The sequence below is a fragment of the Sphaerotilus mobilis genome, from assembly GCF_004216565.1.
In the GTDB taxonomy this organism is placed as follows: Bacteria; Pseudomonadota; Gammaproteobacteria; order Burkholderiales; family Burkholderiaceae_C; genus Sphaerotilus; species Sphaerotilus mobilis.
Map to the genome: position 1 here is coordinate 59866 of NZ_SGWV01000010.1, position 26877 is coordinate 86742.

Consider the following 26877-nt stretch of genomic DNA (forward strand, 5'->3'; position numbering starts at 1 on the left):
CCCCCATGAGCCCGATGAGCACGCCCACCCTGTCGTCCCTGCGCCTGGCGCCCTTTCACCTCGATGACGCCGGCATCGCCTGGGTCGAAGGCCTGCTGCGCACCTTGTCGACGGAGGACAAGGTGCGCCAGCTCTTCAACCTCGCCTGCCACGGCGACGACGCCGCCACCATCGACCGCCTGGCCAGCCTGCGCGTCGGTGGCGTGACCCGCTTTGCCGGCACCGATCTGGAGACCTCCTGGCGCGCCACCCGAGCGCTGCTGGAACGCTGCGAGATCCCGCCGCTGATCAGTGGCGACATCGAGGGTGGCGCGATCAGCATCCCCTTCGGCACCCAGTTGCCCAACCAGCTCGGCCTGGCCGCGACCGGCTCGACCGCGCTGGCCGAGGACGCGGTGACGGTGCTCGCACGCGAGGCCCGGGCGCTGGGCTACAACTGGACCTTCACGCCGGTGGTGGACATCAACGCGGCCTTCCGCAGCGCCATCGTCGCCACCCGGTCCTATGGCAGCGATCCGGCAACCATCCTCGAACAGGCCCGCGTCAATGTGCGGACCTTCCAGCGCCATGGCATCGCCGCGACCGCCAAGCACTGGCCGGGCGAGGGCTACGACGACCGCGACCAGCACCTGGTCACCACCCTCAACCCGCTGTCGCCGGAAGACTGGGCGGCGCACTACGGCCAGATCTACCGCGGCCTGATCGACGACGGCCTGATGACGGTGATGTCGGCCCACATCGCCCTGCCCGCCTATGCCCAGCGCCACGGCGTGACGGGCCTGGAGACCTGCCGGCCGGCCTGCGTGTCGCGACTGCTCAACGAGACCCTGCTGCGCGGCGAGCTGGGCTTCAACGGCCTGATCGTCTCGGACGCCTGCGCCATGGCCGGGCTGGGCAGCTGGGCTGATCGCGCCACCTTCGCGCCCGAGGTGATCGCCAACGGCTGCGACATGTTCCTCTTCCCCGCGCCCTTCGAGGTCGACTTCCCGCACGTGATGCGCGCGCTGTCCGATGGCCGCCTGAGCGAGGCCCGCGTCGAGGAAGCCGTCACCCGCGTGCTCGGCCTGAAGGCCGCGCTGGGCCTGCACCGCAAGACGCTGGACGAGCGCCAGCCACCGCTCGACGAGGCCCGCGCGACGGTGCGCTCGCCGGCCCACGTGGACGTCGAATCGCGCGTGGCCGGCGCCAGCGTCACGCGGGTCAAGGACGTGCGCGGCACCCTGCCGCTGAGCCTGGACCGGCACCGCCGCATCGTCGTCATGACCGACCCGGCGCGCGACGGCTTTGCCGGCCAGCCGCCGGTCCAGCTGACGATCCCCGACGGCCTGCGCGCGCATGGCTTCGAGGTCCGCGCCTTCGACCCTGCCCACCCGCCCACCCCGGCCGACACCGATCTGGTGCTCTACCTGCTCGCCCAGGAATCGCTGCTGGTGCAATCGCACATCTACCTGGACTGGGCCCGTGTGCACGGCGACTGGCGCCTGGGCATGCGCCGCTTCTGGCACGACATCCCGACCGTGCTGGTGTCGCTCGGACAGCCCTACTACCTGTACGACGCCCCGCGCATGCCCTGCGTGGTCAACGCCTACACCGCAGCGCCACCGGTGCAAGCCGCGGTGTTGCAGCGGCTGCTGGGCGAGGCGCCGTTCTCCGGGGTCAGCCCGGTGGATGCGTTTTGCGGGCTGCCGGATGCGGCGTATTAAGCGGCGTATCCAGCCGTGTCTGCTTCGGCGGACCTGACTGGCTCAGCGCCTGAGCCACCGCCCGCGCCAGCTCGGCGCGGGTCAGCGGCTTGGCCACGCGCACGGTGATGCCGGCGGCGGCGGCGCGTTCGTCAAGCTGCGGACCGCCGTAGCCGCTGGCCAGCACGATGGGCAGGTCGGGGCGGCGCTCGCGCAGCACGCAGGCGAGTGCGGTGCCGCACAGGCCGGGCATCAGCTCATCGGTCAGGACCAGGTCGAAGCGGCCGGGATCGGCGTCGAAGCGGGCCAGCGCCAGCGCGCTGTCGCTCAGGCCGGCCGGCTCGTAGCCCAGCTCGGCCAGCATCTCCTCGGCCAGTTCGACCAGCGCGGGCTCGTCGTCGACCACCAGCACGACCTCGCCGTGGCCACGCGGGATGTCGTGCTCGTCGTCGGTCGGCGTCTCGGCGGCGGGCACGGCATCGACGCAGGGGAAGTAGAGCGAGAAGGTCGCGCCCTCGCCAGGCCTGCTCTGCACGTCGATCGCGCCGCCCAGGTCGGCCATCACGCTGTGCACCACCGCCAGGCCCAAGCCGGTGCCGCGCAAGGCCGAGCGGGTGGTGAAGAAGGGCTCGAACAGCCGCGCCATGACGTCCGGCGCGATGCCGGGGCCGCCGTCGGCCACGCTCAGGCAGGCATGGCGACCCGGTGCCAGCGTGCTGGCGTGCAGCGGACGGGGCCGGGTCAGCGTCACCACGCCGAGCGACACCCGCAGCGTGCCGCCTTCGGGCATGGCCTGGACGGCGTTGGTGCACAGGTTCATCGCGGCCTCGTGGATCAGCGTGGCATCGCCGTCGATGGCGGCCTGTGGCGCCTGCAGCGCACGCACCAGCCGGATGCCGGGTGGCAGCGAGCCTTCCAGCATGCGCAAGGCCTCGTCGACCACCGGCTGCAGCCACAAGGTGTCGTGGCGGCGCGGCGTGCCACGGCCGAAGGACAGGATGCGTTCGACCAGCGCCTTGCCGCGCTGGCCAGCCTGCAGCACCTGGTCGAGCTGACGCGCCTGGCTCGACCCGTCGGCGGCCTGCGTGCGTGCCAGCTCGCCCCAGCCGATGACGGCGGCCAGCACGTTGTTGAAGTCATGCGCCACACCACCGGCCAGCGTGCCCAGCGCTTCGAGCTTGCGGGCCCGCAGTGCGCGATCCTGATCGGCCGCCCAGGCCGCCTGCGAGGCCCGCCGCAGCGCCGCCTCGCGGGCATGGCGCACGGTCAGCAGGGTGGTCACCAGCAAGGCCGACGCGGCGAAGGCAGCGATCACGCTGGCCAGCGCGGTCCAGTCGGCCAGCGCGGCGTCCAGGTCACGGCCCAGCACGACCAGCACCGGGTGATGGGCCAGCGGTTGCACGGCCACCAGGCGCTGCTGGCCGTCGCGGGTGGTGTAGCGCAGGCCCTGGGACGCGTCCGGGTCGTCCCAGAGGGCCGACAGGACCTCCGGCGGCATCGGTGCGTCCCGCCCGGGCGCCGCACCGCCCTCGCTGGGCTGTGACACCCGCAGGCCGTCGCGCCGGTAGAGCGCCACGGCGATGTCGGGCGAGGGCATCACGGCCGCATAGCCGCCGTCGATGAAGTCGGGCTGCGTGACCAGCACGACGACGCCACGGAAGGTGCCGCCGTCGCGGTCGCGCCAGTCCATCGCCAGCCCGATCGAGCGCTCGCCGTCATCCTGCCGGCTGCGAAAGGGCTGGCCGATGTAGAGCGCCGCCGGCCCGAGCTGGCGCGCGCCAACGTAGAAGTCCCGCGTGGCCAGGGACACGGGCGCGGCCGGGGTCTGTGTGCGCGAGGTCGCGAGGACGTGGCCCTGGTCGTCGAGCACGGTCAGCGCCCGCACCCGGGGCAAGGCCGCGACACGGGCCCGCAGCAGCTCATGCAGGTCGGCCCTGCCGGGCAGGACCAGCCCGTCGCCCAGCTCAGCGCGGGTCGCGCGCAGCACCGCGTCGGCCGTGCCCAGCGTGCTGTCGGCCTGCGCCGCCACGGCGTCGGCCAGTGCCGCGAGGGTGCGCTGTTCGGCCTCCAGGGTCTGGGCCCGCAAGGCCCACAGACCGGCCGCCACCAGCAAGGCCACCGCCAGCTCGCCGACCAGCACGGCCAGCACGCTGCGGGTGCGCAGCAGTTCAGACCAGCCGGGGGTGGACCAGGGCGTGGTGGTTTCGGTGTCTTGCGCGCGGGCGTCGGTCATCGGCGCAAGCGTGCCACGTGCTTACCATCCGCGCCTTCAACAGGAGACGCTCCCATGCAAGGCCCAGGCTTGTTCACCCAAATCATGTCGCAGGTTGTCGCTGGCATCGGCCATGTGGCGATCCGCTGGCGGCGCCGCCAGGGCGGCGTCGAACGCCAGGCCATGGGCACCCAACCCAGCATCCCGCAGGCCCGTCCACAAGGCATCCTGCCGACCCTGAAGATGCCCACCGCACGCGGCTGGGCACCGGGCAAGCGGCCCGTCGCCGCCGCCGGCCTGAAGGTGAACGCCTTTGCCAGCGGCCTGGACCATCCGCGCTGGATGCTGGTGCTGCCCAACGGCGACGTGACGGTGGCCGAGGCCTGCTTCCTGCCCGGCACGATCAACTCCCTGTTCGACTACGCCATGGTCAGCACGATGGCGCGTGCGGCCGCCACCGGCCAGAGCGCCAACCGCATCACGCTGCTGCGCGATGCCGATGGCGACGGCGTTGCCGAGCATCAGGAGCCCTTCCTGAAGGACCTGCGCCAGCCCTTCGGCATGGCCTTGCTGGACGGCACCTTCTACGTCGGCAACACCGATGGCCTGGTCGCCTTCCCATATCAGGACGGCCAGACCCGCATCGACGCGGCCGGCACGCCGCTGGCGAGCTTCAAGCCCGGTGGCCACTGGACCCGCAGCCTGCTGCCCAGCCCGGACGGCCGCAAGCTCTACATCGGCGTGGGCTCGCTCAGCAACATCGGCGACGACGGCATGGCTGCAGAGGAAGGCCGCGCCTGCATCTGGGAACACGACCGCCAGACGGGTCAGACGCGCCTCTATGCCGAAGGCCTGCGCAACCCCGTCGGCCTGGCCTGGGAGCCGACCACCGGCGCGCTCTGGACGGTGGTCAACGAACGCGACGGCCTGGGCGACGAGACGCCGCCGGACTACCTGACCTCGGTGCGCGAGGGCGGCTTCTACGGCTGGCCCTACTGCTACTGGGGCAAGACGGTGGACGACCGCGTGCCGCAGGACGCCGCACGGGTGGCCAGCGCCTTGCAGCCCGACTACGCGCTGGGCGGCCACACCGCCTCGCTGGGCCTGTGCTGGCTGCCCGCCGGCACGCTGCCGGGCTACCCGGACGGCATGGTGATCGGCCAGCACGGCTCGTGGAACCGCAGCACGCTGAGCGGCTACAAGGTCATCTTCGTGCCCTTCGTCGACGGCCAGCCCTCGGGCCCGCCGCGCGACATCCTGAGCGGCTTCCTGGCACCGGACGAGAGCGAGTCCTGGGGCCGCCCGGTCGGCGTGACCATCGGCCCGGACGGCCATTCGCTGCTGGTCGCCGATGACGTCGGCAACGTGATCTGGCGCGTGACCGGGGCCTGACCGAAGGCGCCTGACACAAGGCGCATGACAACGGTCATGCGCCGTGCCCAGGCGGTTGCAGCCGCAACCCCCGGGCAACGGACTTGCAGCGGTGCGGTAACGCGTCCGGCCGACAGTGAAGACACCGCAGACGGACCCGTCAGCGGACCTTCTTCACCTGCAAGGACACACCATGACCACGCTGAATCCGCGCCTTCAACGCCTGGCTGCTGCCACGGCCCTGCTGACCGGCCTGCTGGCCGCCAGCGCCGCGCCGGCAGGCGAGATCGTCGGCACCACCGAGGCCGATCGGGCCCTGGCCGGCAAGGTCCAGGCGGCCATGCTCAACGCGGCCCCTTTCCATGACCCGCTGACCGACGTGACCATCCGCGCCGACGCCGGTCGCGTGCTGCTGTCGGGCTGGGTCGCCCATGCCGACCATGAGGCGCTGGCCCGCTCGATCGCGATGCGTGTCGACGGCGTGCAAGCGGTCTCGACCCAGGTGCGCGCCTGGTCGAGCGATCCGGACTACCGCATCGGCCTGGCCGCCCCCGACCTGCTGGCCGAGCCGACGGCCGCAGGCCCGATGAGCACGGCCAGTCCGGCCGATCTCGACCTCGCAGCCAAGGTCCGCGCCAGCCTGCTGCAGACCGGTGCCTTCGAGCCGAAGAACACCGAGCTGCAGGTGCGTGCCAGCGATGGCCGCGTCAGCCTGAGCGGCTGGCTGGCGTCACCGGCCGATGAACCCGCAGTGCGCCAGTCGGCCCTGGCCGTGCCGGGCGTGACCCGCGTCGACAGCTGGTTCCGCGCCTGGGCCAGCGAATGACATCGCCGCCGTGAGGGCCATGCCCTCAAGCCCGGGACGCCTGCGGGGTCGTCCCGGGCGCCACTACAGTGGTCCAGCCTGAGCTGCGAGCCGCTTTTGGACCTCGACGGCGCCAGGTGGAGTACCCCGCGTGAACACCCTGTCCACCTTTGCCAACCCGTCCGTGACGGAGCCGCCACCGCCCGTGGGCACGGCCCGCCCGATCGACGACAGCGCCGCCACGATGGCGGCCCCGCACATCCTCGTGGTCGACGACGACCCCTCGCTGCGCGAGCTGCTGCAGGACTACCTCGGCGACCACGGCCTGCGCGTCAGCGCGGTGGCCGATGGCCGCGCCATGCTGGCCCGCTTCGAACAGGACACCATCGACCTGGTCGTGCTGGACCTGCGCCTGCCCGGCGAGGACGGTCTGCAGCTGGCCCGCATGCTGCGCGCACGCATGCCCACGCTGCCCATCGTGCTGCTGACCGGCGTGGCCGAAGAGGCCGACCGCGTGATGGGCCTGGAGCTGGGCGCCGACGACTACATCACCAAGCCCTTCAGCCCGCGCGAGCTGCTGGCGCGCATCCGCGCCGTCTTGCGCCGTGCCCAGCCACAGGGCCAAGGGCTGTCTGCCTTGTCGACCTTGCCGCCCACATTGCCGCCCACATTGCCGATGAAGGCGACGCCAACGGCAACACCGACGGGCTTGGCCTCGGAAGGCCCGGCCCTGGCCGTGCGCGAAGACCCGCGCCGCGCCTGCCGCTTCGCTGGCTGGGAACTCAACCTGCGCACCCGCCGGCTGACCGCGCCGGACGGCCGCAAGCTCGAACTCAGCAATGGCGAATACAGCCTGCTGCTGGCCTTCTGCAGCGCGCCAGAACGTGTGCTCAGCCGCGATCAGCTGCTGACGCTCTCGCGCCTGCACAACGCCGAGGTCTATGACCGCACCGTCGACGTCCAGGTCCTGCGCCTGCGCCGCAAGATCGAGTCCGACCCCTTCCACCCCCGCCTGATCGTGACCGAACGCGGCGCGGGCTACCGCTTCGATGCAGCGGTGGAGACCTTGTATTGAGGCGCGTGGGCGACACCGCCCGGGTTCCGGCACACGCCTGAGCTGACGCGCCTTCAGCCCTCGACCTGTCACCCCTTTGACCGGTCACCCTTTCAGCAAGCGCCGCACCACCACCACCAGCCCCCACGCCACCAGCGCACCGGCGAGGATGGCCAGCGGAATGCCCCAGCGGGCGTCGAGGTCGCCGCCCAGCAGGGCCAGGCAGTTGTTGGTGGATGCGCGGGCGCTGGCGGCATGGGCCGTTGCCGTCTGCAGCGGGACGGCCGCCCACAGCGTCGCCGCGCGGCAGGACCAGCGGCGCATGGCAGGCATCGGGTGACGAGGGTGGGCGCACGGGAACACGCCCCCGAGTCTGCGCCGGCCAGGTTGGCGGCGCATGGCGCGCAGACCTGCGGCGTGTGACGGATGCAATCCGCCGGGGCTCAGGCCAGGCCCTGGTCAGGCCCGGGCGTCGAACTGCAGGATGGCGCGGCCGATGGCGTCCAGCGGCAGGATGTCGTCGACCGCGTGCAGCTTGATCGCTTCCTTGGGCATGCCGAAGACCACGCAGGTCTCCTCGTTTTGGGCCACGGTGCGCGCGCCGGTCTCGTGCATCTGCAACATGCCGCGGGCGCCGTCGTCCCCCATGCCGGTCATGATGATGCCCAGCGCGTTGCGGCCGGCACATTCGGCCACCGAGCGGAACAGCACGTCGACCGAGGGCTTGTGGCGGTTGACCGGCGGGCCGTCGCTGACGACCGCGTAGTACTGCCCGCCCGACTTGCGCAACTGCATGTGCTTGCCGCCGGGGGCGATCAGCGCGACGCCACGTTCGAGCCGGTCGCCGTCGCGGGCCTCGCGCACGTTGATCGCGCACAGGCCGTCCAGGCGCTGCGCATAGAGCGCGGTGAACTTCTCGGGCATGTGCTGGGTGATGGCGATGCCCGGCGCATCGGCGGGCATCTGGCGCAAGACCCATTCGATGGCCTGGGTGCCGCCGGTCGAGCTGCCGATCACCACCGGCTTGTTGATCGCCAGCGCGTGCACGCCGGCCGCTGCGGCGCTGCGCAGCGGTGACGGCATGGCCTCGCTCGCGGCGCTGTCCTGGCTCCTGCGGCGGGGCTTGGAACGGGCCGCCGCCTTGAGGGTCTGGATCAGCTCCAGCTTGCTTTCCTGCAGGTGCTGCTTGAGGCCCATCTTGGGCTTGCCCAGCACCGCCACCGCGCCAGCGGCGAGGGCTTCGAGGGCGACCTTGCCGCCTTCGTTGGTCAGCGTCGAACAGATCACCGTGGGGATCGGGTTGCTGACCATCAGCTGGCGCAAGAAGGTCAGGCCGTCCATGCCGGGCATCTCGATGTCGAGCAGCAGCACGTCGGGCTTGAGCTTGCGCAGCGCCTCGGCGGCGATCAGCGGGTTGGGGGCGCTGCCGACCAGCTCGATGTCGGCCAGACCGGACAGCAGGTGCGCGACGGTCTGTCGCACGACGGCCGAGTCATCGACCACAAAGACCTGGATGGACGCCATGAGAAAGCTTCTGCGTTGTGGCTGATCGGCGCGGTGTCGATCAGGCCTGGGGTTCGGGATCCACCACGGTGCAGACCGGCGCGGCCGGTCCGACCTGCCAGCTCAGCTTGCGGTAGCCGGTGCCGCCGACCGACTGCTCGATCACGCGGATGCCGCCACCGTCGAGCAGCTCCAGCACCCGAGCGACGTTGCGCATGCCCACATGCAGGCCGTCGAAGGTGCCGCGGTACTGGTTGGGGAACATGTTGGCGCCGCCGTAGATCCGCGCCAGACACAGGCGCGGCACGATGCCGCGGGCCAGCAGGCCGTCGGCCATGGCCTGCAGCGCGCAGCGGGCGTGGTGAGGATCGGGGGGGCGGCGCGGATCGCTGTCGTTGGCATGCACGATGTGGCACATCGCGCCGACCGTGCCGCGTGGGTCGACCAGCGTGACCGCGACGCAGGAACCGAGCAAGGTGTCGAGCCGGTCGCCCGCATTGGCCACCACCACGTCACCCGGGTTGAGCAGGTGGACACGCGGTGACGGGTAGACGTCGGCGAGGCTGGCGGGTGCGGTCAGGGCGGCGGGCATGGTCAAGCGGCTCAACGCATGGGCTTGCGGAAGGCGCCGGGTATCAACGGCACCAGCCCCGATTCGGCATGGGCGCGCCCTTCGGCGGTGCCCATGAACAGGATGCCGCCGGGCTTGATCGTCGCGGCGACACGGTCGATCACCGCACGCTTGGTCTCGGCATCGAAATAGATCAGCACATTGCGCAGGAAGACGATGTCAAAGGGCCCGATGCCCCCGATCGGCTTGCACAGGTTGAGCTGGCCGAACTGGACCCGCTCGCGCAGCTCGTCCTTGACCATCACCTGGCCTTCGGCCGCGCCTTCACCGCGCAGGCAATGGCGTTTCAGGCGCTCGGGGCTGACATGGCGCAGCCGGTCGACCGGGTAGATGCCCTGCTTGGCCGACAGCAGCACGCGGTGGCTGATGTCGGTGGCCAGGATGCGCCAGTCCGAGCCGATCTGGCCGGACTTCTGCAGCTCGGCCAGCAGCATCGCCGTGCTGTAGGCCTCATCGCCGAAGGACGCGGCCGCGCTCCACAGCGACAGCGGCGCACGGCTGCGTCGGCCGACCAGTTCCTTCTCCAGCAGCTCGAAGTGGTGCGGCTCGCGGAAGAAGTAGGTCTCGTTGGTGGTCAGCAGGTCGACCGCCATCTGGAACTCGGCCGCCTCGTGTTCATCGAGCAGCAGCGCGAGGTAGTCGTCATAGCCGCGCAGCCCGAGGCGCTGGATGCGTGGCGCCAGGCGTGAGGCCAGCAGCGACTTCTTCGAGGCGTTCATCGACAGGCCGACCGTCTCGTACATCAGCGCGGTGATGCGCCCGAAGGTTCGGTCGCTGAGGTCGTTGACGGTGGGCTGTGGTGGCAGGGTCGCCAGCACGGCCGCTGCGGTGGTCTCCAGATCCATGGTGTGTGACGTGTGACGGCACTCAGGCCGCCAGACGCTCCTGTTCCTCGTCGCACAGGCAGGCCAGTGCCTCGATGTCGAGCACGTGATCCGTCTCCAGCAGCGTGATGAAACGCTCCTGGCGACGCACCACGCCGCGGATGTGTTCGCGCCCGATGGCGCTGCCGAAGGTCGGCGCAGGCTCGATGGTGGCCGGGTCGATGTCGATGACCTCGCTGACCGCATCGACCATCAGGCCGAGCTCGATGCGTTCGACATGGCTGCCGTTCGGCCGGCGGGCCTCGAAGATCACGATGCAGGTCTTCTCGCCGACCTCGGCCTGGCCTCGGCCCAGCCGGGCCTGCAGGTCGATCACCGGCACGACCGAGCCGCGCAGGTTGATCACGCCGCGCACGAAGGCGGGGGTGCGGGGCACCAGCGTCATCGGGCCGAACTGGATGATCTCGCGCACCGCCTCGATGCCGACGGCGAAGACCCGCTCACCCAGCCAGAAGGTCAGGTGCTGCAAGGCGGCCGTCTCATCGGACGGGTCCGCTGCCTGCACCTTGGGGGACACGGCGTTCATGCCGGGCTCCTCAGTAGGGGCGGAAGTTGGCAGCACCCAGCGTTCCGGTGGCCCGAGCGGCCAGACCGCCGCCGGCCGCCTTGGCCGGCGCGGCCGGAGCCGGTCGACGCCGCGTGCTGCCGTCGAAATCGACCACGGTGCGACGGCCGGGCTCGGCCGCATGAGCGCCGCCGTGACCGACATGGAAGAAGGCGATCGCCTGCTGCAGCTGCTCGGCCTGGCCGGACAGCTCTTCGCTGGTCGCGGCGAGTTCCTCGGAGGCCGATGCGTTTTGCTGCGTCGCCTTGCTGAGCTGGCCCATCGCGCCGCCGATCTGCGTCACCGACGAGCTTTGCTCCTCGGAGGCGGCCGAGATTTCCTGCACCAGGTCGGAGGTCTTCTTGATCGACGGCACGATCTCATCGAGCAGCTTGCCGGCGCGCTCGGCGGTCGACACGCTGTTGGCAGCGAGGTCGCCGATCTCCTTGGCCGCTTCCTGGCTGCGTTCGGCCAGCTTGCGAACCTCGGCGGCGACCACCGCGAAGCCCTTGCCGTGTTCACCGGCGCGCGCCGCCTCGATGGCCGCGTTGAGCGCCAGCAGGTTGGTCTGGTAGGCGATGTCGTTGACGATGCTGATCTTGGCCGCGATCTGCTTCATGGCCTTGACGGTCAGCGTGACCGCCTCGCCACCCTCCTCGGCTTCCTTGGACGCCTTGGCGGCCATGCCGTCGGTGACCTTGGCGTTGTCGCTGTTCTGCGAGATCGAGGCCGACATCTGCTCGATCGACGCGGTGGTCTCCTCGACCGAGGCGGCTTGCTCGCTGGCCGCCTGCGACAGCGACTGCGCCGTCGCGCTGACCTGGCTGGATGCGCTGGTCAGCTGGTCGGCCGCGCCACGCACCTCCTCGATGATCCCGGCGAGCTTCTCGCTGGTCGAGTTGGCGTCCTGCTTGACCTGCTCGAAGATGCCCTCGGCCTCACGCACGATGCGCTGGCTCAGGTCGCCGGTGGACAGGCCGGAGAAGACCCGGCCGACGTCCTCGATGATGGCCGCCAGCGTCTCGCTGGTGGCATTGGCATCGGCCTTGAGCTGGCCGAAGGTGCCGGCGTAGTCGGCGGTGATGCGCTGGGTCAGGTCGCCGTTGGCGAGCGCGGCCAGCACACGGCCGACATCGGCCGAGATCACCGAGGTGGTCTCCATCAGCGTGTTGACGCCGCTGCACAGGTCGGCGATCGGGCCGGACTTGCCTTCGAGTGGGATGCGGCGCGTCAGATCCCCGGCGGCGGCGGCCTGGGTCACGGCCTGAGCCTCCTCGACGGCCAGCTTGAGCATCTGGTTGGCCTTGACCTCGGCGGTCACGTCGGTGGCGATCTTGACCACTTTGATGACGCGGCCCATCTCGTCGCGCACCGGCGCATAGATGGCCTGGATCCAGACCTCGCCACCGCTCTTGGTGATGCGCTTGAAGACCTCGCTGTGCGACTTGCCTTCGTTGAGGGTGCGCCAGAACTGCTCGTAGGCCGGCGTCACCGCATAGGTCGGCTCGACGAACATGCGGTGGTGACGGCCGACCACCTCGTCCTCGCGATAGCCCATCAGGCCGAGGAAGTTGGCGTTGGCCTTGAGCACTTGGGCCTTCAGGTCGAACTCGATGTAGGCGTAGGACAGGTCGATCGCGCCGAGGATGCCGCGGGCGTTGTGCCGCTCCAGCTCGGCCTCGGTGATGTCGTAGCGCACGCCCAGGTACTTCTCGGGCTTGCCGTTGGGGCCCAGGATGGGTGCGACCACCGCATCGACGTAGTAGGGCGTGCCGTCCTTGGCGCGGTTCTTGATGACGCCGCGGAAGATCTCGCCACGGCCGATGGTCTGCCAGAGCGACTTGAAGGTCTCCTTGGGCATGTCCGGGTGGCGGGTGGTGTTGTGCGGATGGCCGATCAGCTCGGACTCGCTGTACTTCGAGACCTCCATGAACTTGTCGTTGATGGCGAGGATGTCGCCCTTCTTGTCCGCCCACGAGACGATGCTCGTGACGTTCATGATGCTGGTGCGGACCTTCAGCTCGGACTCGACGGCGGCCAGCCGGGCCAACAACTCGGCCTTCTCGGCCTTCTCGGCATCGGCGGCGGCCAGCGCTTCGGCGCGGGCCTGCTCGGTGGCGGCGCGGGCACGTTCGGCCTCGGCGCGGGCTCGCTCGCTGTCGAGCCGGGCCTGTTCGGTGCGCTGCACCTGGTGGGCCGCGTCACGCAGCGCGGAGCCGGCCAGCAGCCGGGCGATCCAGGAGGGTTGATTCGGGTTCATGGTGTCTGTCCTTCGGTCTGCGGGCGAGCGTTGTCGGGGTGTTCAACGGTGTTCAAGGTCGTTCAGCGGTGGCCACGGGCACGGCGGTCGGGCCCGGTCGTCGTCGTGCGCCGGGCGGTGGTGGCGTGCGTTCGGCCAGCTGCCCGAGCGCCTGGACATCGAGGATCAGCGCGACCTCGCCATTGCCCAGGATCGACGAGCCGGAGATGCCGCGCAGCGAGCGGAAGATCGGCCCGAGCGGCTTGATGACGGTCTGGTGCTGGCCCATCAGCGCGTCGACGACGATGCCGAAGGTGCCCATCTGGCCCTTGACCACGACGATGCTGGGCAGTTCGGCCGGCGGCGCTTCGAGGTCGTAGAGCGTGCGCAGGTCGATCACCGGCAGCATCTCGCCACGCAGCTCGACGCAGCGCCGGCCGCTGTCGCCGGCCAGCTCGCCGGCATCGTCCAGACGGGCCAGACCGGCCTGGTCGACGCTGGCACGGCGGCCTTCGATGACCTCCACCACCGAGGCCAGTGGCAGCACGAAGCGCGACTGCGCCGCGCTGACGAGGAAGCCGTCGATGATGGCCAGCGTCAGCGGCAGGCGGATCTGGATCTGCGTGCCACGCCCGGCCACGCTGTGGACCGTGACGCTGCCACGCAGTGCCTCGATGTTGCGTTTGACCACGTCCATGCCGACGCCACGGCCGGACAGGTTGGTGACCTGCTCGGCGGTCGAGAAGCCGGGCGCGAAGATCAGGTGGAGGATCTCGGCATCGCTGGGCGTCACGCCGGGCTCGACCAGGCCGCGCTGCCAGGCCCGCTGCAGGACCTTGTCACGCGCGATGCCGCGGCCGTCGTCCTCGATCGTGATCAGGACCGTGCCGGACTCATGGCGTGCGCTCAACATCAGCGTGCCGGTGGCGGACTTGCCCGCTGCGATGCGGTCTGCGGCGTTCTCCAGCCCGTGGTCCAGGCTGTTGCGCACGAGATGCATCAGCGGGTCGACGATGCGTTCGACCATGGACTTGTCCAGCTCGGTCTCGCCGCCCTGGATCTCCAGCGCCACGTCCTTGCCCAGCTGCGCCGCCGTGTCGCGCACGACCCGGCGGAAGCGGCTGAAGGTCTCGCCGATCGGCACCATGCGCAGCTGCAGCGTGCCGTTGCGGATCTCCTCGATCAGCCGGCCCATGTTGAGGTGGGCCTCGATCAGGCTGCCCTGGCGGGTCTGGCGCGACAGCATGGCCGCCCCGGCACCGGCGGTGACCAGCTCGCCCAGCAGGTTGATGACGGCATCGAGCCGGTCGGCCTGCACCCGGATGTAGCGCTGTTCATCGGCCGGACCGGCCTTGCGGTCGGCGGCATCGCCGGACAGCTGTTTCTGCTTGACCACGGCCGCATCGATGACCTGCGGGTCCACGCCGGTGCGGACCTGGAGCATCTCGCCCAGGCGCGGCGTGTCGTCGGATGACGCGGTCTTCATCGCGGCCTGCTCGCCCAGGCAGAGGTCCAGCTCCTCACGCGTGACAGCCCCGATGGCCACGAGGATCTCGCCCAGTCGCGGCCGTTCGGGCATGGCATCGATCAAGGCCTTGAAGTGCGACACAGGCGTGCCCGGCGCCGTCAGGCGCAGCGTGCAGTCGTCGCGCACAAAGGCGAAGGCGGCCTCGATCTCCGCCCGGCTGGCGGTGCTGTCGAAGGTGAACTGGAAGGCGCCGTGGCAGCTCTCCGGATCGATGCGGTCCAGCGGCGGCACGGCTTCGGTGTCGCAGCAGATGGCATGCACGTCGCCCAGCGTGTCCAGGTAGGACAGCACCGACAGCGGGTCCATGCCATTGCGGAAGGTGTCGGGGCCGAAGGTCGTGCACAGGTGCCAGCGTGGCAAGGCGGCGGCCGCTTCAGGGCTGTCCTGGCGAACGGCGGCGGCTTCGGCGCTCGCCGGGACACCGTCGTCCAGCGCGGCCAACATCGCCTTCAGGCGGGTCGACAGATCGGCCCGATGATCGATCTGATCGGCCGACTCGGCCTGCTCGTCGGCGGCCTGCGTGATCAGCAGGCGGATCTGGTCATTGCATTGCAGCAGCAGCGTGCTGACCTGCAGGTCCAGCTCGGCGCGGCCCTCACGCAGCCGGTCCAGCAGCGTCTCCACGTCGTGCGTGAAGGCGACGATGCGGTCCAGCCCGAAGATGCCGGCCGAGCCCTTGACAGTGTGGGCGCAGCGGAACAGCGCATCGAGCTTGTCGCGGTCGCCGGGCGCTTCCTCCAGCGCCAGCAGCAGCTGCTCGATCTGTTCGACCTGCTCGGTGGCTTCCTGGATGAAGGCGGGCAAGGCCTCGGCGACGAAGCCGAGGTCGATGTCGCGGGACTTCTTCTTCGTCATCGTGTGTCCTCGAGGATGGCCGCAGCCGCTTCGTCCACCGCATGCCGATCCAGCCAGGCCGACAGGCCCAGCGTGTGGCAGGCCGCAACCAGCGCATCGCCGGGTGCCTGCAGGCGCCAGGAACGTTCGTCGCGTTCACACAGGCGTGAGAGCGCCACCAGCAACTGCACGCCGGCACCGTCGACGTCGATCACGGCAGCGGCATCGACCACCAGCGGCGCATCCGCATCGGTCGCACCGGCCAGCGCGGCCAGCAGCGCATCGCGGGTCTCGGTGGCCGTGAAGATGGTGAGTTCGGCCGGCAGCGCGAAGTGGGGCGTGCTCGTCGTGGTGGCTGTGGTTGCTGTGGTGGCTGTGGTCATGGCAGCACCAGCTTGGCCACGGCGTCGAGCAGCACCGGCGGGTTGAAGGGCTTGACGATCCAGGCCTTGGCCCCGGCCGCCTTGCCCTGCTGCATGCGGTCGCCACCGTTCTCGGTGGTCAGCATGATCACGGGGGTGAACTTGTAGCGGGCGTTGGCCTTCATCTGCGCGACGAAGGTGATGCCGTCCATGCGGGGCATGTTGACGTCGCTGACGACAAGGTTGATCTTGCGACCGTCGAGCTTGGTCAGCGCGTCCATGCCATCGCCGGCCTCGATCACGTCGTAGCCGGCCCTCGTCAAGGCGATGGAGACGACCTGGCGCAAGGAGGCCGAGTCGTCGACGATCAGGATGGTCTTGCTCATGAGCGAAACACCATGGGGTAAGGATCAGGGGAGAAGGATCGATCCGACCGGGTCAACCTGAAGGCAGGAACAGCGGGTGAAAAACCTCGAACCAGTCAGGGTCGACGGCCAGCGTCAGAAGAACACCGCCCCGCCGCTGGCCTGGGTGGCCTGGGTCGGATCAAGGCTCAGGTCCTTCTGTTCGGCCGTCGTGTAGCCAGCGGCCAGCAGGGCATCCCAGTCCTCGGCGGGCGGCAGGCGGCCGGTCTCGGCGGCCTCCAGCAGGCAGGCACGCGTGGCGCTCATCGACTGGGTGATCTGGTCGAGGATCTGTTGCACCCGGTCCTGGAACTGGAAGGCGATCAGCAGCTGTTCGACCTGCACGCGCACGTCCTCGCTGCGGCGCGAGAGGTCCAGCGTGCGGGCGTTGAGCACCTCGACGGTGTGGTCGACACGCTCGATGACGCGGGTGACGGTCTGCTCCGAACGCTGGATCAGCGTCTGGTCCTCGCGCACCTGTTCGGTCGCCTGCGTCAGCGTGCGCTGGACCTGGTCGCCAAACACACGGACCTGCTCGCCGATGCGCCGGCCGGTCTCGCCCGAGGCGGTCGACAGACGTCGCACCTCGGCGGCGACGACGCTGAAGCCACGTCCGGCCGGACCGGCGCGGGCCGCCTCGATGGCGGCGTTGATCGACAGCAGATTGGTCTGACGCGCCAGGCCGTCGACGTCTTCGGCCATGTCGCGCAGACCCGAGGAGGCGCGGTCGAGCGAGCGGACGGTGCCAAGCAACTCGTCGCGCGACGCGATGAAGGCGCCGAAGCTGCCGATCAGGTCACGCAACTCGCGGTCGCACTGCGACAGCATGTTCACGCGCAGCACCAGATCGGAGCCGTCGACAGGCTCGGCGCTCACCGGGGTGATGTCATCGAGCTGGTCGAGGATGACGCGGAAGCCGCCGATCAGGCGCTCGGTGGCCTCGCGCATCTGCGTCTGCACGCTTTCGATGTGCTGGGTCCAGAGCTGCGTGGCGGCCTCGATGCGATGGGCCGCCTCCTGGGCCGACAGGGCCGTCCCGGCGGACATCGGCCCTGCCGCTTCGGCGGGCGCCCGCCGGGCCCGCCAGCGCTGCAGCAAGACAGCACTCAGCCAGCCCAGCGCGAACAGCGCCGGCCAGACGATGAAGGAAGAGGGTTGCATGGGGAAACAGCAGGTGAGAGGGACACGTCCGGGGGTGTCCAGACTCTCGCTGTTTGCCGGCTGCGGAATGCCCGGATGAAGGGGGTTTTCCGGGTCCAGACCCGAAATGAAAAAGGCCGCCTTGCGGCGGCCTCGGTGCGGCGGAGGGGACGGGCCCGATCAGCCGAACAGCTTGGTGGCGATGGTCGTGACGTGGCGGCCCTGGAAGGCGGCCATGCCGAGTTCCTGCTCGCTGGGCATGCGCTCGCCGTTGCTGCCAGTGATCGTGGAGGCGCCGTAGGGGCTGCCGCCCTTGATCTCGTCCAGGCCGGTCTGGCGCTGTTCGGCATAGGGCAGGCCGACGTAGACCATGCCGTGATGCAGCAGGGTCGGGATGAAGGTCAGGATGGTGCTTTCTTGGCCGCCGTGCTGGGTCGCGCTGGACGCGAACACCGAGCCCACCTTGCCCACCAGTGCGCCGGTCGCCCACAGGCCGCCGGTCTGGTCGAGGAAGTTGCGCATCTGGGCGGTCATGTTGCCGAAGCGGGTGCCGGTGCCGAAGATGATCGCGTCGTAGTTCGCCAGCTCGCCGGGTTCGGCGATCGGTGCGGCCTGATCGGCCTTGCCGTGGGCCTTGGCGAAGATGTCGGCGGGCACGGTCTCGGGCACGCGCTTGACGTCCACCTGGGCACCGGCAACCTCGCGCGCACCGGCGGCGACGGCGTGGGCCATCGCTTCGACGTGACCGTAGAAGCTGTGATAGAGAACGAGAACCTTGGCCATGGATGACTCCTGCGCGGGATGTGTGGGGAGGGGGGGGACGGTGGTGGCATGCCTGCGGAGCACACCGGCCGGAGCGCATGAACGCCGCCGGATGACGCATTGTTGGGACAGAAGGTTCGCCGCGGGCCGCAGGGTTTTGTGGCCTTCGTTCAATCGCGGCGAACGGTCGAGCGCCATGCATGGGCGCGGCGGGTGTCATAGCTCACGACAAACAGCCCGGTGTCGGTGTTGTTGATCGATGCCTGGATGTCCGACCGGCTGCCTACCCTCGATCCTTCCTCAACCTCAAGGGAGACGCCGATGCCGTCACGCGCCCCGTCTCGACCGGCTGATCCGGCGATTCCCCAGATCGGCGCCCGCGCCGATCTGGTCCTGCTCGCGACGCTGGCGGCCAGTGCCGCAGCGTCGCTCGCGATTGCCGACCACTACGGCCAGATGGACCTGGCGCTGATCGTGTCGGCCGTCTTGCTGGCCCTGGGCGGCGCAGTCGTCACGATGGCGCGCGGCACGCTGCTGTCGCGCCTGGTGCTGTCGGCCACGCTCGCGGCATCGGTCGCGCTGCACATCCAGCTCGGCCGGGGCACGACCGAGTTCCACTTCGGCGTCTTCGCGCTGCTCGCGCTGCTGCTGGTCTACCAGGACTGGCGGCCCATCGTCTTCACGGCCGCGCTGTTCGCCGTCCACCACATCGGCTTCGACCGCCTGCAGGCCGCCGGACTGGAGGTCTGGTGCCTGACGACACCCAGCCTGCCGGCCGTCATCCTGCATGCGACCTATGTGGTGCTGCAGACCGCGCTGGAGGTCCACATCGCGACGACGATGCGCCGGCAGACCCGCCAAGGCAACGAACTCGGGCACCTGGTCCGCGAACTGGTGCAGGACGGACGGATCCACCTGGGTGCGGCACGCAACGACACCCGCACGCCAGCGGGCACCGCCCTGGGTGAGGCCCTGGCGCAGATGCGAGCGGCCATGATCACCCTGCGCCAGTCGGCCGCACTCGTCGAACAGTCCAGTGCAGAGATCGCGCAGGGCAATCAGGACCTGTCCAACCGGACCGAGACCACCGCGTCGAGCCTGCAGCAGACGGCGGCGTCCATGGCACAGATCGCCAGCGCGGCGCAGCAGTCGGCTGCATCGACCCGGCTGGCCAACGACCTGGCAGGCTCGGCCGCCGACGTGGCCCGGCGCGGTGGTTCCGTGGTCAGCGACGTCATCGGCACCATGCAGCAGATCGAGAGCAGCTCACGCCAGATCGGCGACATCATCGGCGTGATCGACGGCATCGCTTTCCAGACCAACATCCTGGCGCTCAACGCCGCCGTCGAGGCGGCGCGGGCCGGCGAGCAGGGACGGGGCTTCGCGGTGGTCGCCAGCGAGGTGCGCAGCCTCGCCGGGCGATCGGCCGAGGCCGCGCGCGAGATCAAGTCGCTGATCGGCAAGTCGATGACCCAGGTCGAGACCGGCTCCGGCCATGTCCAGCGCGCCGGTACGACGATGCGGGAGATCGAGCAGGCGGTCGGGCGCGTGACCGAGACGCTGGCCGAAATCAGCGCGGTCTCGGCCGCGCAGTCGGGCGACATCGCCCAGGTCAACGGCGCGGTCGAGCAACTCGATCACATGACGCAGCAGAACGCCGCGCTGGTCGAACAATCCGCCGCCGCTGCGGCCAGCCTGCGCGAACAGGCCGGCCGGCTCAGCGTCGTGCTCGACGGCTTCGGCGTCGAGGCTGACCCACGCTGAAGCGTCAGGCCACCGCCATGGTCTTGACGATCTGTGCCGGCGTCGGTGCCGGCCAGCCGGCTTCCTGGCAGACCCGCACCATCATCTCGTTGGTGTCGAAGTAGACCTGCCAGTAGTGGTCGGTGTGGCAGTACGGGCGCACCGAGATCACGCAGCCGACCAGGTTGATGTCGAGCAGGTTGACCTCCGGCGCCGGGCTGGTCGCCACATGGGGGATCTGCGCGACGGCCGCCTTGAAGCGGGCGATGGCGTCAAGCGGATCGACGCTGCCGGCCAGCTGCGCGGTGCGTTCGACGCGGCGCACCGGGCGGGCCGAGTAGTTGACGATGTTCTCGGCAAAGATCTTCGTGTTGCCGATCAGGGTCAGCACGTTGTCGGGCGTGATGATGGCCGTGCCGAACAGGCCCAGCTCATGGATCGTGCCGACGGTGCCGCCGATCTGGACAAAGTCACCGACCTTGAACGGCCGCAGCACCAGCATGAAGGCGCCGGCCGCGAAGTTGCCGAGCATGCCGCTCCAGGCCGCACCGATGGCCACGCCGGCACCGGCCAGCATCGCCGCGAACGAGGTCGTCTGGATGCCGAAATAGCCCAGGATGCCCAGCACCAGGGTGATGTTCAGGGCGATCGCGACGATCGAGCCCAGGTACTTGGTCAGGGTCGGGTCGACAGCGCTGCGGTTCATCGCCGCCTGCATCACCGACACCACCTTGCCGATCAGCCAGCGGCCGATGATCCAGAACGCGATCGCCGCGGCGATCTTGATGGCGAGCTCGGTCAGCGTCGTGCTGAGAAAGCTCTCGATCGTCTGCATGTTCATGGGGTTTCCCTCCGGAATAGGTTGGAGCCGGCACCGGCGAAGGCCAGCGCCAAGCGCGGCGATTCTGCCGATTCAGGGTTACAACCCAAGCAGAATCTGAGGCAGGGTTCACGGATGAGGCGGAGGCGCCACAGGCCGGGCGGAAGACGGCCGGCCGGATGGCGCGTTGCGGGCGGTTTGGGGGACGGTTGCCCATCGGCACCAGCCCGTCGGACACGGGGTGTCCGACCTACCGGGGTGCGCCAGGACAGACGACGGCGGCAGGGCGAGATGTACGCCGCTCGCCGGCAATGCTCCGCTGCGTACGCCTGCTTTCGGTAGGTCGGACACCCCGTGTCCGACGGGCTCGTGCCCGCAGCCACCGATCCAGAACGGTGACCACCGCGCCCATACCAGCCGCGTGAAGCGGCCCGGCGCGTTCAACACGGTTGCGGGCTGGAGGCCCATCGGCACCAGCCCGTCGGACACGGGGTGTCCGACATACCGGGGTGCGCCAGGACAGACGGCTGCGGCAGGGCGAGATGCCCGCCGGTCGCCGGCAATGCTCCGCTGCGTACGCCTGCTTTCGGTAGGTCGGACACCCCGTGTCCGACGGGCTCGCGCCAAGGACCACCGAACCCAGACCGCGTTCAAGGCGCCCCGCTCACCCCTGCGCCAAGGCCCGCGCGATCCGCTGTCGGTTGACCCGGGTCTTGGGGACGTTGAAGTCGAACCACTGCCGCACGTCCTCTTCCAGGCCGATGCCGTGCATGTAGTTGTAGAGCGCCTTGCGCAGGCCGACGCCCAGGGCGTCGTGGTCGACGCCGGTCGGGTCGTCGAAACCGATGTCGTTGCGGGCAAACACACGGCCCGGGCCAGGCTCGGGCAGCGGGCGCAGCGTGACGCCATAGGCCGCAGGGTCCAGGCCGACGGGTGAGTGCACGGTGCAGGCGAAGCGGTGGAAGTAGCCCGACTGGATGCAGCCCTCGGCGAACAGCTGGCGCACGTACTCCAGCGCGTCCACGGTGTCCTGCACGGTCTGGGTCGGGAAGCCGTACATCAGGTAGGCGTGGACCAGGATGCCGGCCTCCGTGAAGGACCGCGTCACCCGCGCCACCTGGTCGACCGAGACGCCCTTCTTCATCAGCGCCAGCAGGCGGTCGGAGGCCACTTCCAGCCCGCCGGAGATCGCGATGCAGCCGCTGTCGGCGAGTTGCTCGCACAGCTCGCGGCCGTAGCTCTTCTCGAAGCGCACATTGCCCCACCAGCTGATCGCCGTGCCACGACGTTGCAGCTCGCTGGCCAAGGCCTTGAGCGACTTGGGCGGCGCGGCCTCGTCGACGAAGTGGAAACCGGTCTGGCCGGTCTCGGCGACGATGGCCTCGATGCGGTCGACCAGCACCTCGGCGCTGGCGGCGTCGTAGCGGCCGATGTAGTCCAGGCCGACGTCGCAGAAGCTGCACTTCTTCCAGTAGCAGCCATGCGCCACGGTCAGCTTGTTCCAGCGCCCGTCGCTCCACAGCCGGTGCATGGGGTTGAGCATGTCCAGCAAGGACAGGTAGCGATCGGTCGGCAGGCCGTCCCAGGTCGGCGTGCCGACCTCCTCGAAGGGGATGTCGGGCTCGATGAAGTTGACGTACTGAACAACCCCTGCGGGCCGATCGGACGTGTCCGCATCGACCGGCCCGGTTCGCACGAAGGTGCGCACCAGGCGGCTGGGTCCGCGTCGACCGGACAGGTGTTCCAGCAAGGACAGCAGCGGGCGCTCGCCGCCGTCGAGCGTGACGGCGTCGAAGAAGTCGAACACGCGGGGGTCATCGAGCGTGCGCAGCTCGGTGTTGACATAGCCGCCGCCCAGCACCGTGACGGTGGCCGGCGCGTGGGCCTTGATCGCCTGCGCGATCCGGAAGGCGGCGTAGACCGCGCCCGGGAACGGCACCGACACCAGCACGACCTCCGGGCGGTGGCGGTCGAAGGCGCTCATCGTCAGGTCGTGCAGCAACGCGTCGACCAGCGTCGGCGGCGCGGCCAGCGCCTGCGCCAGCGGGTCGAAGGTGGGCTGGCTCATGGCCAGGCTCTCGGCGTAGCGGACGAACTCGAAGCGCGGGTCGATGGCCTCGCGCACCACGTCGGCCAGGTCGTTGAGGTAGAGCGTCGCGAGGTGCCGCGCGCGGTCTTGCTGGCCCAGCGCGCCGAAGGCCCAGGCGAGCGGGTCGCCGCCGTCCGGATCGTCGGGATCCTCGTAGGCATCGAGGCTGGCGAAGCGCGGACCTTCCGGCAGGAAGGTCCGGCTGACGATGCGGTGGGCGACCGTGCTGTCACGCCCCTGCAGGAAGGCGATCGCCGGCCCGATGGTGGCCAGATAGCGCCCGGCGTTGTCGAGGAAGCCCTGCGCCATCGGCCCGCGCTGGGCCTCGGGCATCGCCAGGATGCGGTCCCGCACGGCGCCCAGCCCGTCGCGTGACAGCAGCTTGAGCGCCAGCGCCAGCGCCAGGTCCTCCTGCACCGCCAGATGCCCACGCGAACGCAGGAAGCCGGTCAGGTAGGCCGTCGACGGATAGGGCGTGTTCAGCTGCGTCATCGGCGCGATGACGCTGAGGATGCGCGGCGTGGCGCCGAGGGTGGTGGGCAGGGGCATGCAGGGGTGCGTGGGCGGGATCGGGCGGGATCGGGCGGGATTTTCCGGCAGCCGCTACGCTGGCCGCATGAGCCTGCCCGACAACCCCGCCCTGCCCTTGCCGCCCAGCGCCGTGATGAGCCGTTTCCCGCCCGGATTCCACGCCCTCGTGACCGGCGCCAGCGGGGCCATCGGCGCGGCCCTGGTCGAACAGCTGCAGGCCTTGCCGCAAGCGCCCCGGGTGCGCGCCCTGAGCCGCCGGTCCGACCCGCCGCTGGACCTGTGCGACGAGGCCGGCATCGCCACCGCCGCGCGGCGCCTGGCCGACGAGGTGGCCGCGCACGGGCCCTTCCAGCTGGTCATCCATGCCGGCGGCCTGCTGCACACGCCGGACTTCATGCCCGAGAAGCGGCTGGCCGACCTGAACCTGGCGCAGTTGCAGCAGACCTTCGCGGTCAACACCTTCGGCCCAGCGCTGCTGATCCGTCACCTGAGCCCGCTGCTGGACCGCCAGCGCGCCGTCTTCGCGCTGCTGTCGGCCAAGGTCGGCAGCATCGGCGACAACCGGCTCGGCGGCTGGACGGCCTACCGGGCGTCCAAGGCGGCACTGAACATGGTCATCAAGACGGCGGCCATCGAACTTCGCCGCAGCCAGCCGCGCACCAGCCTGATCGCGCTGCACCCGGGCACGGTGCAATCGCCGCTGTCACAACCCTTCCGCGGCGGCGAACTCGGCCGCCCGCCCGAACAGGCCGCCACCGACCTGCTGCGGGTCATCGACGGACTGACGGCCGAGGACAGCGGCGAGTTCTTCAGCTGGGACGGCAGCCGCCTGCCGTGGTGAGGGTGTGCCGCTGGGCCGGCGTTTGGGCTGGAGGCCTGTCGGCACCAGCCCGTCGGACACGGGGTGTCCGACCTACCGGGTGGAGGCCTCCGCCACGGCATGGCGTCTGGCCTGGCCTCGAACACCGGCGTCTGGCCTTCGGCCGGTTGGACACCGGCGCACCGCCGCACCGGCGTTTTGCCTTCGGTAGGTCGGACACCCTGTGTCCGACGGGCTCGTCATCGAAGGCGCGTTGGCGCTACGGCCTGAACGCTCACATCACCTTGCCCGGATTCATGATCCCCAGCGGGTCCAGCGCCTGTTTCACGGTGCGCTGCAGGGCCTGTTCAACGGGGCTCTTGTAGCGCGCGGCCTCGTCGCGGCGCAGCACGCCCAGGCCGTGTTCGGCGGAGATCGAGCCGCCCCGTTCGGCGACGGCATCGTGGACCAGGCGGTTGAGGTCCGCCTCATGCGCCAGGAACCAGGCCGCGTCCGCCGAGCCCGCCGGGCCGCAGCGATCGGCCGGGGGCGAGACGTTGAAGTGCAGGTTGCCGTCGCCCAGATGGCCGAAGGTGACCAGGCGCAGATCGGGCCAACGCGCGGCGATGGCGGCGTCGGTCGTGGCGATGAACTCGGCCAGGCGCGAAATCGGCAAGGCGATGTCGTGCTTGATGGTGCGGCCCTCGGCACCCTGGGCCTCGGAGATGTGCTCGCGCAGGGCCCAGAGGGCCTCGAACTGCGCCAGCGAGGTCGACATCGCCGCGTCCTGCAGCAGGCCGGCGTCCATCGCGTCGGCCAGCAAGGCTTCGAGCGCGGCCATGGCGTCGGCCTCGTCGCGTGGCTCGCTCAGCTCGATCAGCACGTACCAGGGCGAGCGCTGGGCGAGCGGCGTGCGGCAGGCCGGCATGTGGCGCTCGACCATGCGCAGGCAGGTGTCGCTGAGCAGCTCGCAGGCGGTCAGCCGGGAACCGAGCGCGGCCTGGGCGCGTTGCAGCAGGGCGACCGCATCGGCCGGGCTGGCGACGGCCACGAAGGCGGCGACCTGGGCGGCCGGTGGCGGCACCAGCTTGAGCACGGCGGCGGTGATGACCCCGAGCGTGCCCTCGCTGCCGATGTAGAGATCGCGCAGGTCGTAGCCGGTGTTGTCCTTGCGCAGGCCGCGCAGGCCGGACCAGATCTCGCCCTCGGCGGTGACGACCTCCAGCCCCAGGCACAGCTCGCGGGCATTGCCATGCCGCAGCACCTGCACGCCACCGGCATTGGTGGCGAGGTTGCCGCCGATGGTGCAACTGCCCTCGGCGGCCAGGCTGAGCGGAAAGAGCCGACCGGCGGCCAGCGCCGCCTGCTGGGCGTCGAGCAGCGTCAGGCCGGCCTCGACCGTCATCGTGTTGTTGAGCGGATCGACCTCGCGCACCCGCCGCAGCCGGCGCAGCGACAGCAGCAGCGCGGCGCCAGTCTCGTCCGGCGTCGCGCCACCCGACAGGCCGGTGTTGCCCCCTTGCGGCACGACCGGCACGCGGTGCTCGTGACACCAGCGCACCAGCGCGGCGACCTGTTCGGTGGTGTCGGGCTGGGCGACCGCGAGGGCGCGGCCGGTCCACTTGCCGCGCCAGTCGGTCAAGAAAGGCGCCGTCTCGGCCGGGTCGGTGAGCAGCCGGCCGGCGTAGACGCGACGCAGGGCGTCGAGCGGGTTCATGCGGCGCTCCCGAGCGGGTGGTCAGGACGGTCCTGCCAGGCCACGCCGTCGAACAGCGAGCGCACGACCTCGGCGGCCGGCACGGCGCGACAGCCGCTGGCGTTCTGGCCCGACCACAGCGGCGAGAAGTCGGCACAGCCGACCGCCTCGGCCGCTGCCCGCAGCGGGGCCAGCGCGGCGGTGGCGAGCGGGAAGGCCGGTGCGATCGGCCGTTGCGGGTCGATCGGCCCCAGCTCGGCCATCAGCCGCGTCACCAGTCCCCGAGCCGGCCGGCCGGTGTAGAGGTTCGTCAATGCCGTGCGGTCGGCCGCCGTGCCGAGCAGGGCGGCGCGGTGCATGTCGCTGGTCAGGGCCTCGTCGCAGCACAGGAAGGCGGTGCCGACCTGGACGGCGCTGGCGCCCAGCGCAAAGGCTGCCCGCACCCCCGCCGCATCGGCGATGCCCCCGGCGGCGATGACCGGCACACGCACCGAACGCACGACCTGTGGCAGCAGCGCGAACAGGCCCGGCTGCGTGGCCATCGCGGCCAGCGGGTCGAAGGGCGCGGCGCGCACCGCGTCGATGCCGGCGCGGAACCGGTCGATGCCGTCGGGCAGGAAGGTGCCGCGGTGGCCGCCGGCCTCCAGACCCTGGGCGATGACGGCGTCGACACCTTGGCGTTCGAGCCAGACCGCCTCGTCGCAGGTGGTGGCAGAAGCGATGACCCGGGCGCCGATGGCCCGCACGGCGGTGAGCAAGGTCGGCTCGGGCAGGCCGAAGTGGAAGCTGACGACCTCGGGGCGGAACGGCGCGAGGGCCTCGGCCATCGCGGCGTCGAACGGCGCACGGCCCGGTCCGGCCGGTATGGCCGCCGCATCGATGCCCCATTCGGCGTGATAAGGGGCCAGCGCGGCGCGCCAGGCGGTGTCGCGGGACGGGTCCGGCACCGGCGGCACATGGCAAAAGAAGTTGACGTTGACCGGCCCGTCGTGTGCAGCGCGCAGGGCGCTGAGCTGGGCGCGAAGGCTCTCGGGCGTCAGCATCGCAGCGGGCAAGGACGCCAGCGCGCCGGCCGCGCCGGCTGCGGCCGCCAGGCGGTGGTCCTGGGCACCGGCCATCGGGGCCTGGATCAGCGGCAGGCGGGTGCCGATCAGGTGGGTCCAGCGGTTCATGTCGGGGCTTCTGGGCAGTGTTCGTGACACGACAGTTTGCCCTCGTCGCAACGCTCAGGTGTCGCGCCGGCA

22 protein-coding genes and 1 pseudogene are annotated in these 26877 nt (G+C 70.4%); 6 read left to right on the plus strand and 17 right to left on the minus strand.

Features of this window, described 5'->3' with window-relative positions; translation table 11 throughout:
* Window positions 1–14 precede the first annotated feature (14 nt).
* Window positions 15–1703: a glycoside hydrolase family 3 protein gene (locus EV685_RS12655; RefSeq protein WP_130482411.1), complete on the plus strand. Its 1689-nt coding sequence runs from the start codon at window positions 15–17 to the stop codon at window positions 1701–1703.
* On the opposite strand, the gene EV685_RS12660 is transcribed toward EV685_RS12655, so the two are convergent.
* The gene (locus EV685_RS12660; protein WP_242615573.1) at window positions 1657–3915 is read right to left on the minus strand and encodes an ATP-binding protein; all 2259 of its coding nucleotides are present in this window, start codon (window positions 3913–3915) and stop codon (window positions 1657–1659) included. The two genes, EV685_RS12655 and EV685_RS12660, sit on opposite strands and share 47 nt — an antisense overlap.
* 54 nt (window positions 3916–3969) lie before the next feature.
* Between EV685_RS12660 and EV685_RS12665 the strand changes: the two genes are divergently transcribed.
* The 3 genes from EV685_RS12665 to EV685_RS12675 all read left to right on the plus strand — a co-directional run bounded on the left by EV685_RS12665 (window position 3970) and on the right by EV685_RS12675 (window position 7145).
* Window positions 3970–5286 carry a PQQ-dependent sugar dehydrogenase gene (locus EV685_RS12665; RefSeq protein ID WP_130482412.1) on the plus strand — a complete coding sequence of 439 codons (1317 nt, stop codon included), beginning with the start codon at window positions 3970–3972 and terminating at the stop codon, window positions 5284–5286.
* 172 nt (window positions 5287–5458) lie between these two features.
* On the plus strand, window positions 5459–6091 hold the full coding sequence (locus EV685_RS12670) for a BON domain-containing protein (RefSeq protein ID WP_130482413.1): 633 nt from the start codon (window positions 5459–5461) through the stop codon (window positions 6089–6091).
* Window positions 6092–6314: 223 nt separating this feature from the next.
* The gene (locus tag EV685_RS12675; RefSeq protein WP_130482872.1) at window positions 6315–7145 is read left to right on the plus strand and encodes a response regulator transcription factor; all 831 of its coding nucleotides are present in this window, start codon (window positions 6315–6317) and stop codon (window positions 7143–7145) included.
* Window positions 7146–7229: 84 nt separating this feature from the next.
* On the opposite strand, the gene EV685_RS12680 is transcribed toward EV685_RS12675, so the two are convergent.
* The 12 genes and pseudogenes from EV685_RS12680 to wrbA all read right to left on the minus strand — a co-directional run bounded on the left by EV685_RS12680 (window position 7230) and on the right by wrbA (window position 17976).
* Complete coding sequence (locus tag EV685_RS12680; RefSeq protein WP_130482414.1) at window positions 7230–7457, minus strand: hypothetical protein; 228 nt, start codon at window positions 7455–7457, stop codon at window positions 7230–7232.
* Window positions 7458–7583: 126 nt separating this feature from the next.
* Complete coding sequence (locus EV685_RS12685; protein ID WP_130482415.1) at window positions 7584–8648, minus strand: protein-glutamate methylesterase/protein-glutamine glutaminase; 1065 nt, start codon at window positions 8646–8648, stop codon at window positions 7584–7586.
* A gap of 40 nt (window positions 8649–8688) precedes the next feature.
* The gene (locus EV685_RS12690) at window positions 8689–9219 is read right to left on the minus strand and encodes a chemotaxis protein CheD (RefSeq protein WP_130482416.1); all 531 of its coding nucleotides are present in this window, start codon (window positions 9217–9219) and stop codon (window positions 8689–8691) included.
* Between the two features lie 11 nt (window positions 9220–9230).
* On the minus strand, window positions 9231–10103 hold the full coding sequence (locus EV685_RS12695) for a CheR family methyltransferase (RefSeq protein ID WP_130482417.1): 873 nt from the start codon (window positions 10101–10103) through the stop codon (window positions 9231–9233).
* A gap of 22 nt (window positions 10104–10125) precedes the next feature.
* Entirely contained in the window at window positions 10126–10668 is a 543-nt protein-coding gene (locus EV685_RS12700) for a chemotaxis protein CheW (protein ID WP_130482418.1), read from the minus strand.
* A 10-nt stretch (window positions 10669–10678) separates the two neighbouring features.
* Window positions 10679–11980, minus strand: a complete 1302-nt coding sequence (locus EV685_RS21325) for a methyl-accepting chemotaxis protein (RefSeq protein ID WP_242615606.1) — start codon at window positions 11978–11980, stop codon at window positions 10679–10681.
* A 6-nt stretch (window positions 11981–11986) separates the two neighbouring features.
* A pseudogene (locus tag EV685_RS21330) lies at window positions 11987–12946 on the minus strand (PAS domain-containing protein); the annotation flags it as partial.
* Window positions 12947–12998: 52 nt separating this feature from the next.
* Entirely contained in the window at window positions 12999–15308 is a 2310-nt protein-coding gene (locus tag EV685_RS12710; protein WP_130482420.1) for a chemotaxis protein CheA, read from the minus strand.
* The gene (locus EV685_RS12715; RefSeq protein ID WP_130482421.1) at window positions 15305–15670 is read right to left on the minus strand and encodes an STAS domain-containing protein; all 366 of its coding nucleotides are present in this window, start codon (window positions 15668–15670) and stop codon (window positions 15305–15307) included. The genes EV685_RS12710 and EV685_RS12715 overlap by 4 nt, the downstream gene beginning before the upstream one ends.
* A complete protein-coding gene (locus tag EV685_RS12720) occupies window positions 15667–16035 on the minus strand; it encodes a response regulator (protein WP_130482422.1) in 369 nt (122 codons plus the stop codon). The genes EV685_RS12715 and EV685_RS12720 overlap by 4 nt, the downstream gene beginning before the upstream one ends.
* A gap of 114 nt (window positions 16036–16149) precedes the next feature.
* Window positions 16150–17214 (minus strand): methyl-accepting chemotaxis protein, encoded by a 1065-nt coding sequence (locus EV685_RS12725; protein WP_130482423.1) that lies wholly within the window; start codon window positions 17212–17214, stop codon window positions 16150–16152.
* Between the two features lie 159 nt (window positions 17215–17373).
* Window positions 17374–17976 carry an NAD(P)H:quinone oxidoreductase gene (wrbA, locus tag EV685_RS12730; RefSeq protein WP_130482424.1) on the minus strand — a complete coding sequence of 201 codons (603 nt, stop codon included), beginning with the start codon at window positions 17974–17976 and terminating at the stop codon, window positions 17374–17376.
* A gap of 300 nt (window positions 17977–18276) precedes the next feature.
* Here wrbA and EV685_RS21200 point away from each other — a divergent pair, with 300 nt between their 5' ends.
* Complete coding sequence (locus EV685_RS21200) at window positions 18277–19719, plus strand: methyl-accepting chemotaxis protein (protein WP_130482425.1); 1443 nt, start codon at window positions 18277–18279, stop codon at window positions 19717–19719.
* Between the two features lie 4 nt (window positions 19720–19723).
* Here the strand turns inward: EV685_RS21200 and EV685_RS12740 are convergent, their stop codons facing one another.
* The gene (locus EV685_RS12740; RefSeq protein ID WP_130482426.1) at window positions 19724–20539 is read right to left on the minus strand and encodes a mechanosensitive ion channel family protein; all 816 of its coding nucleotides are present in this window, start codon (window positions 20537–20539) and stop codon (window positions 19724–19726) included.
* A gap of 643 nt (window positions 20540–21182) precedes the next feature.
* Window positions 21183–23156, minus strand: a complete 1974-nt coding sequence (locus EV685_RS12745; protein WP_130482427.1) for a B12-binding domain-containing radical SAM protein — start codon at window positions 23154–23156, stop codon at window positions 21183–21185.
* 67 nt (window positions 23157–23223) lie between these two features.
* Between EV685_RS12745 and EV685_RS12750 the strand changes: the two genes are divergently transcribed.
* Window positions 23224–23979, plus strand: coding sequence for an SDR family NAD(P)-dependent oxidoreductase (locus tag EV685_RS12750; protein WP_242615574.1), 756 nt, complete (start codon window positions 23224–23226; stop codon window positions 23977–23979).
* 253 nt (window positions 23980–24232) lie between these two features.
* Here the strand turns inward: EV685_RS12750 and EV685_RS12755 are convergent, their stop codons facing one another.
* Window positions 24233–25654, minus strand: a complete 1422-nt coding sequence (locus EV685_RS12755; protein ID WP_130482428.1) for an FAD-binding oxidoreductase — start codon at window positions 25652–25654, stop codon at window positions 24233–24235.
* Entirely contained in the window at window positions 25651–26805 is a 1155-nt protein-coding gene (locus EV685_RS12760; protein ID WP_130482429.1) for an NAD(P)H-dependent flavin oxidoreductase, read from the minus strand. Before EV685_RS12760 ends, EV685_RS12755 begins: the two co-directional genes overlap by 4 nt.
* Window positions 26806–26877: the final 72 nt, after the last annotated feature.

Coding starts and splice junctions, on each gene's coding strand:
- EV685_RS12655 (WP_130482411.1), top strand. CDS start 15: ATGAGCACGCCCACCCTGTCGTCCCTGCGCCTGGCGCCCTTTCACCTC.
- EV685_RS12660 (WP_242615573.1), bottom strand. CDS start 3,915: ATGACCGACGCCCGCGCGCAAGACACCGAAACCACCACGCCCTGGTCC.
- EV685_RS12665 (WP_130482412.1), top strand. CDS start 3,970: ATGCAAGGCCCAGGCTTGTTCACCCAAATCATGTCGCAGGTTGTCGCT.
- EV685_RS12670 (WP_130482413.1), top strand. CDS start 5,459: ATGACCACGCTGAATCCGCGCCTTCAACGCCTGGCTGCTGCCACGGCC.
- EV685_RS12675 (WP_130482872.1), top strand. CDS start 6,315: ATGGCGGCCCCGCACATCCTCGTGGTCGACGACGACCCCTCGCTGCGC.
- EV685_RS12680 (WP_130482414.1), bottom strand. CDS start 7,457: ATGCCTGCCATGCGCCGCTGGTCCTGCCGCGCGGCGACGCTGTGGGCG.
- EV685_RS12685 (WP_130482415.1), bottom strand. CDS start 8,648: ATGGCGTCCATCCAGGTCTTTGTGGTCGATGACTCGGCCGTCGTGCGA.
- EV685_RS12690 (WP_130482416.1), bottom strand. CDS start 9,219: ATGCCCGCCGCCCTGACCGCACCCGCCAGCCTCGCCGACGTCTACCCG.
- EV685_RS12695 (WP_130482417.1), bottom strand. CDS start 10,103: ATGGATCTGGAGACCACCGCAGCGGCCGTGCTGGCGACCCTGCCACCA.
- EV685_RS12700 (WP_130482418.1), bottom strand. CDS start 10,668: ATGAACGCCGTGTCCCCCAAGGTGCAGGCAGCGGACCCGTCCGATGAG.
- EV685_RS21325 (WP_242615606.1), bottom strand. CDS start 11,980: ATGCTCAAGCTGGCCGTCGAGGAGGCTCAGGCCGTGACCCAGGCCGCC.
- EV685_RS12710 (WP_130482420.1), bottom strand. CDS start 15,308: ATGACGAAGAAGAAGTCCCGCGACATCGACCTCGGCTTCGTCGCCGAG.
- EV685_RS12715 (WP_130482421.1), bottom strand. CDS start 15,670: ATGACCACAGCCACCACAGCAACCACAGCCACCACGACGAGCACGCCC.
- EV685_RS12720 (WP_130482422.1), bottom strand. CDS start 16,035: ATGAGCAAGACCATCCTGATCGTCGACGACTCGGCCTCCTTGCGCCAG.
- EV685_RS12725 (WP_130482423.1), bottom strand. CDS start 17,214: ATGCAACCCTCTTCCTTCATCGTCTGGCCGGCGCTGTTCGCGCTGGGC.
- wrbA (WP_130482424.1), bottom strand. CDS start 17,976: ATGGCCAAGGTTCTCGTTCTCTATCACAGCTTCTACGGTCACGTCGAA.
- EV685_RS21200 (WP_130482425.1), top strand. CDS start 18,277: ATGCCGTCACGCGCCCCGTCTCGACCGGCTGATCCGGCGATTCCCCAG.
- EV685_RS12740 (WP_130482426.1), bottom strand. CDS start 20,539: ATGAACATGCAGACGATCGAGAGCTTTCTCAGCACGACGCTGACCGAG.
- EV685_RS12745 (WP_130482427.1), bottom strand. CDS start 23,156: ATGCCCCTGCCCACCACCCTCGGCGCCACGCCGCGCATCCTCAGCGTC.
- EV685_RS12750 (WP_242615574.1), top strand. CDS start 23,224: ATGAGCCTGCCCGACAACCCCGCCCTGCCCTTGCCGCCCAGCGCCGTG.
- EV685_RS12755 (WP_130482428.1), bottom strand. CDS start 25,654: ATGAACCCGCTCGACGCCCTGCGTCGCGTCTACGCCGGCCGGCTGCTC.
- EV685_RS12760 (WP_130482429.1), bottom strand. CDS start 26,805: ATGAACCGCTGGACCCACCTGATCGGCACCCGCCTGCCGCTGATCCAG.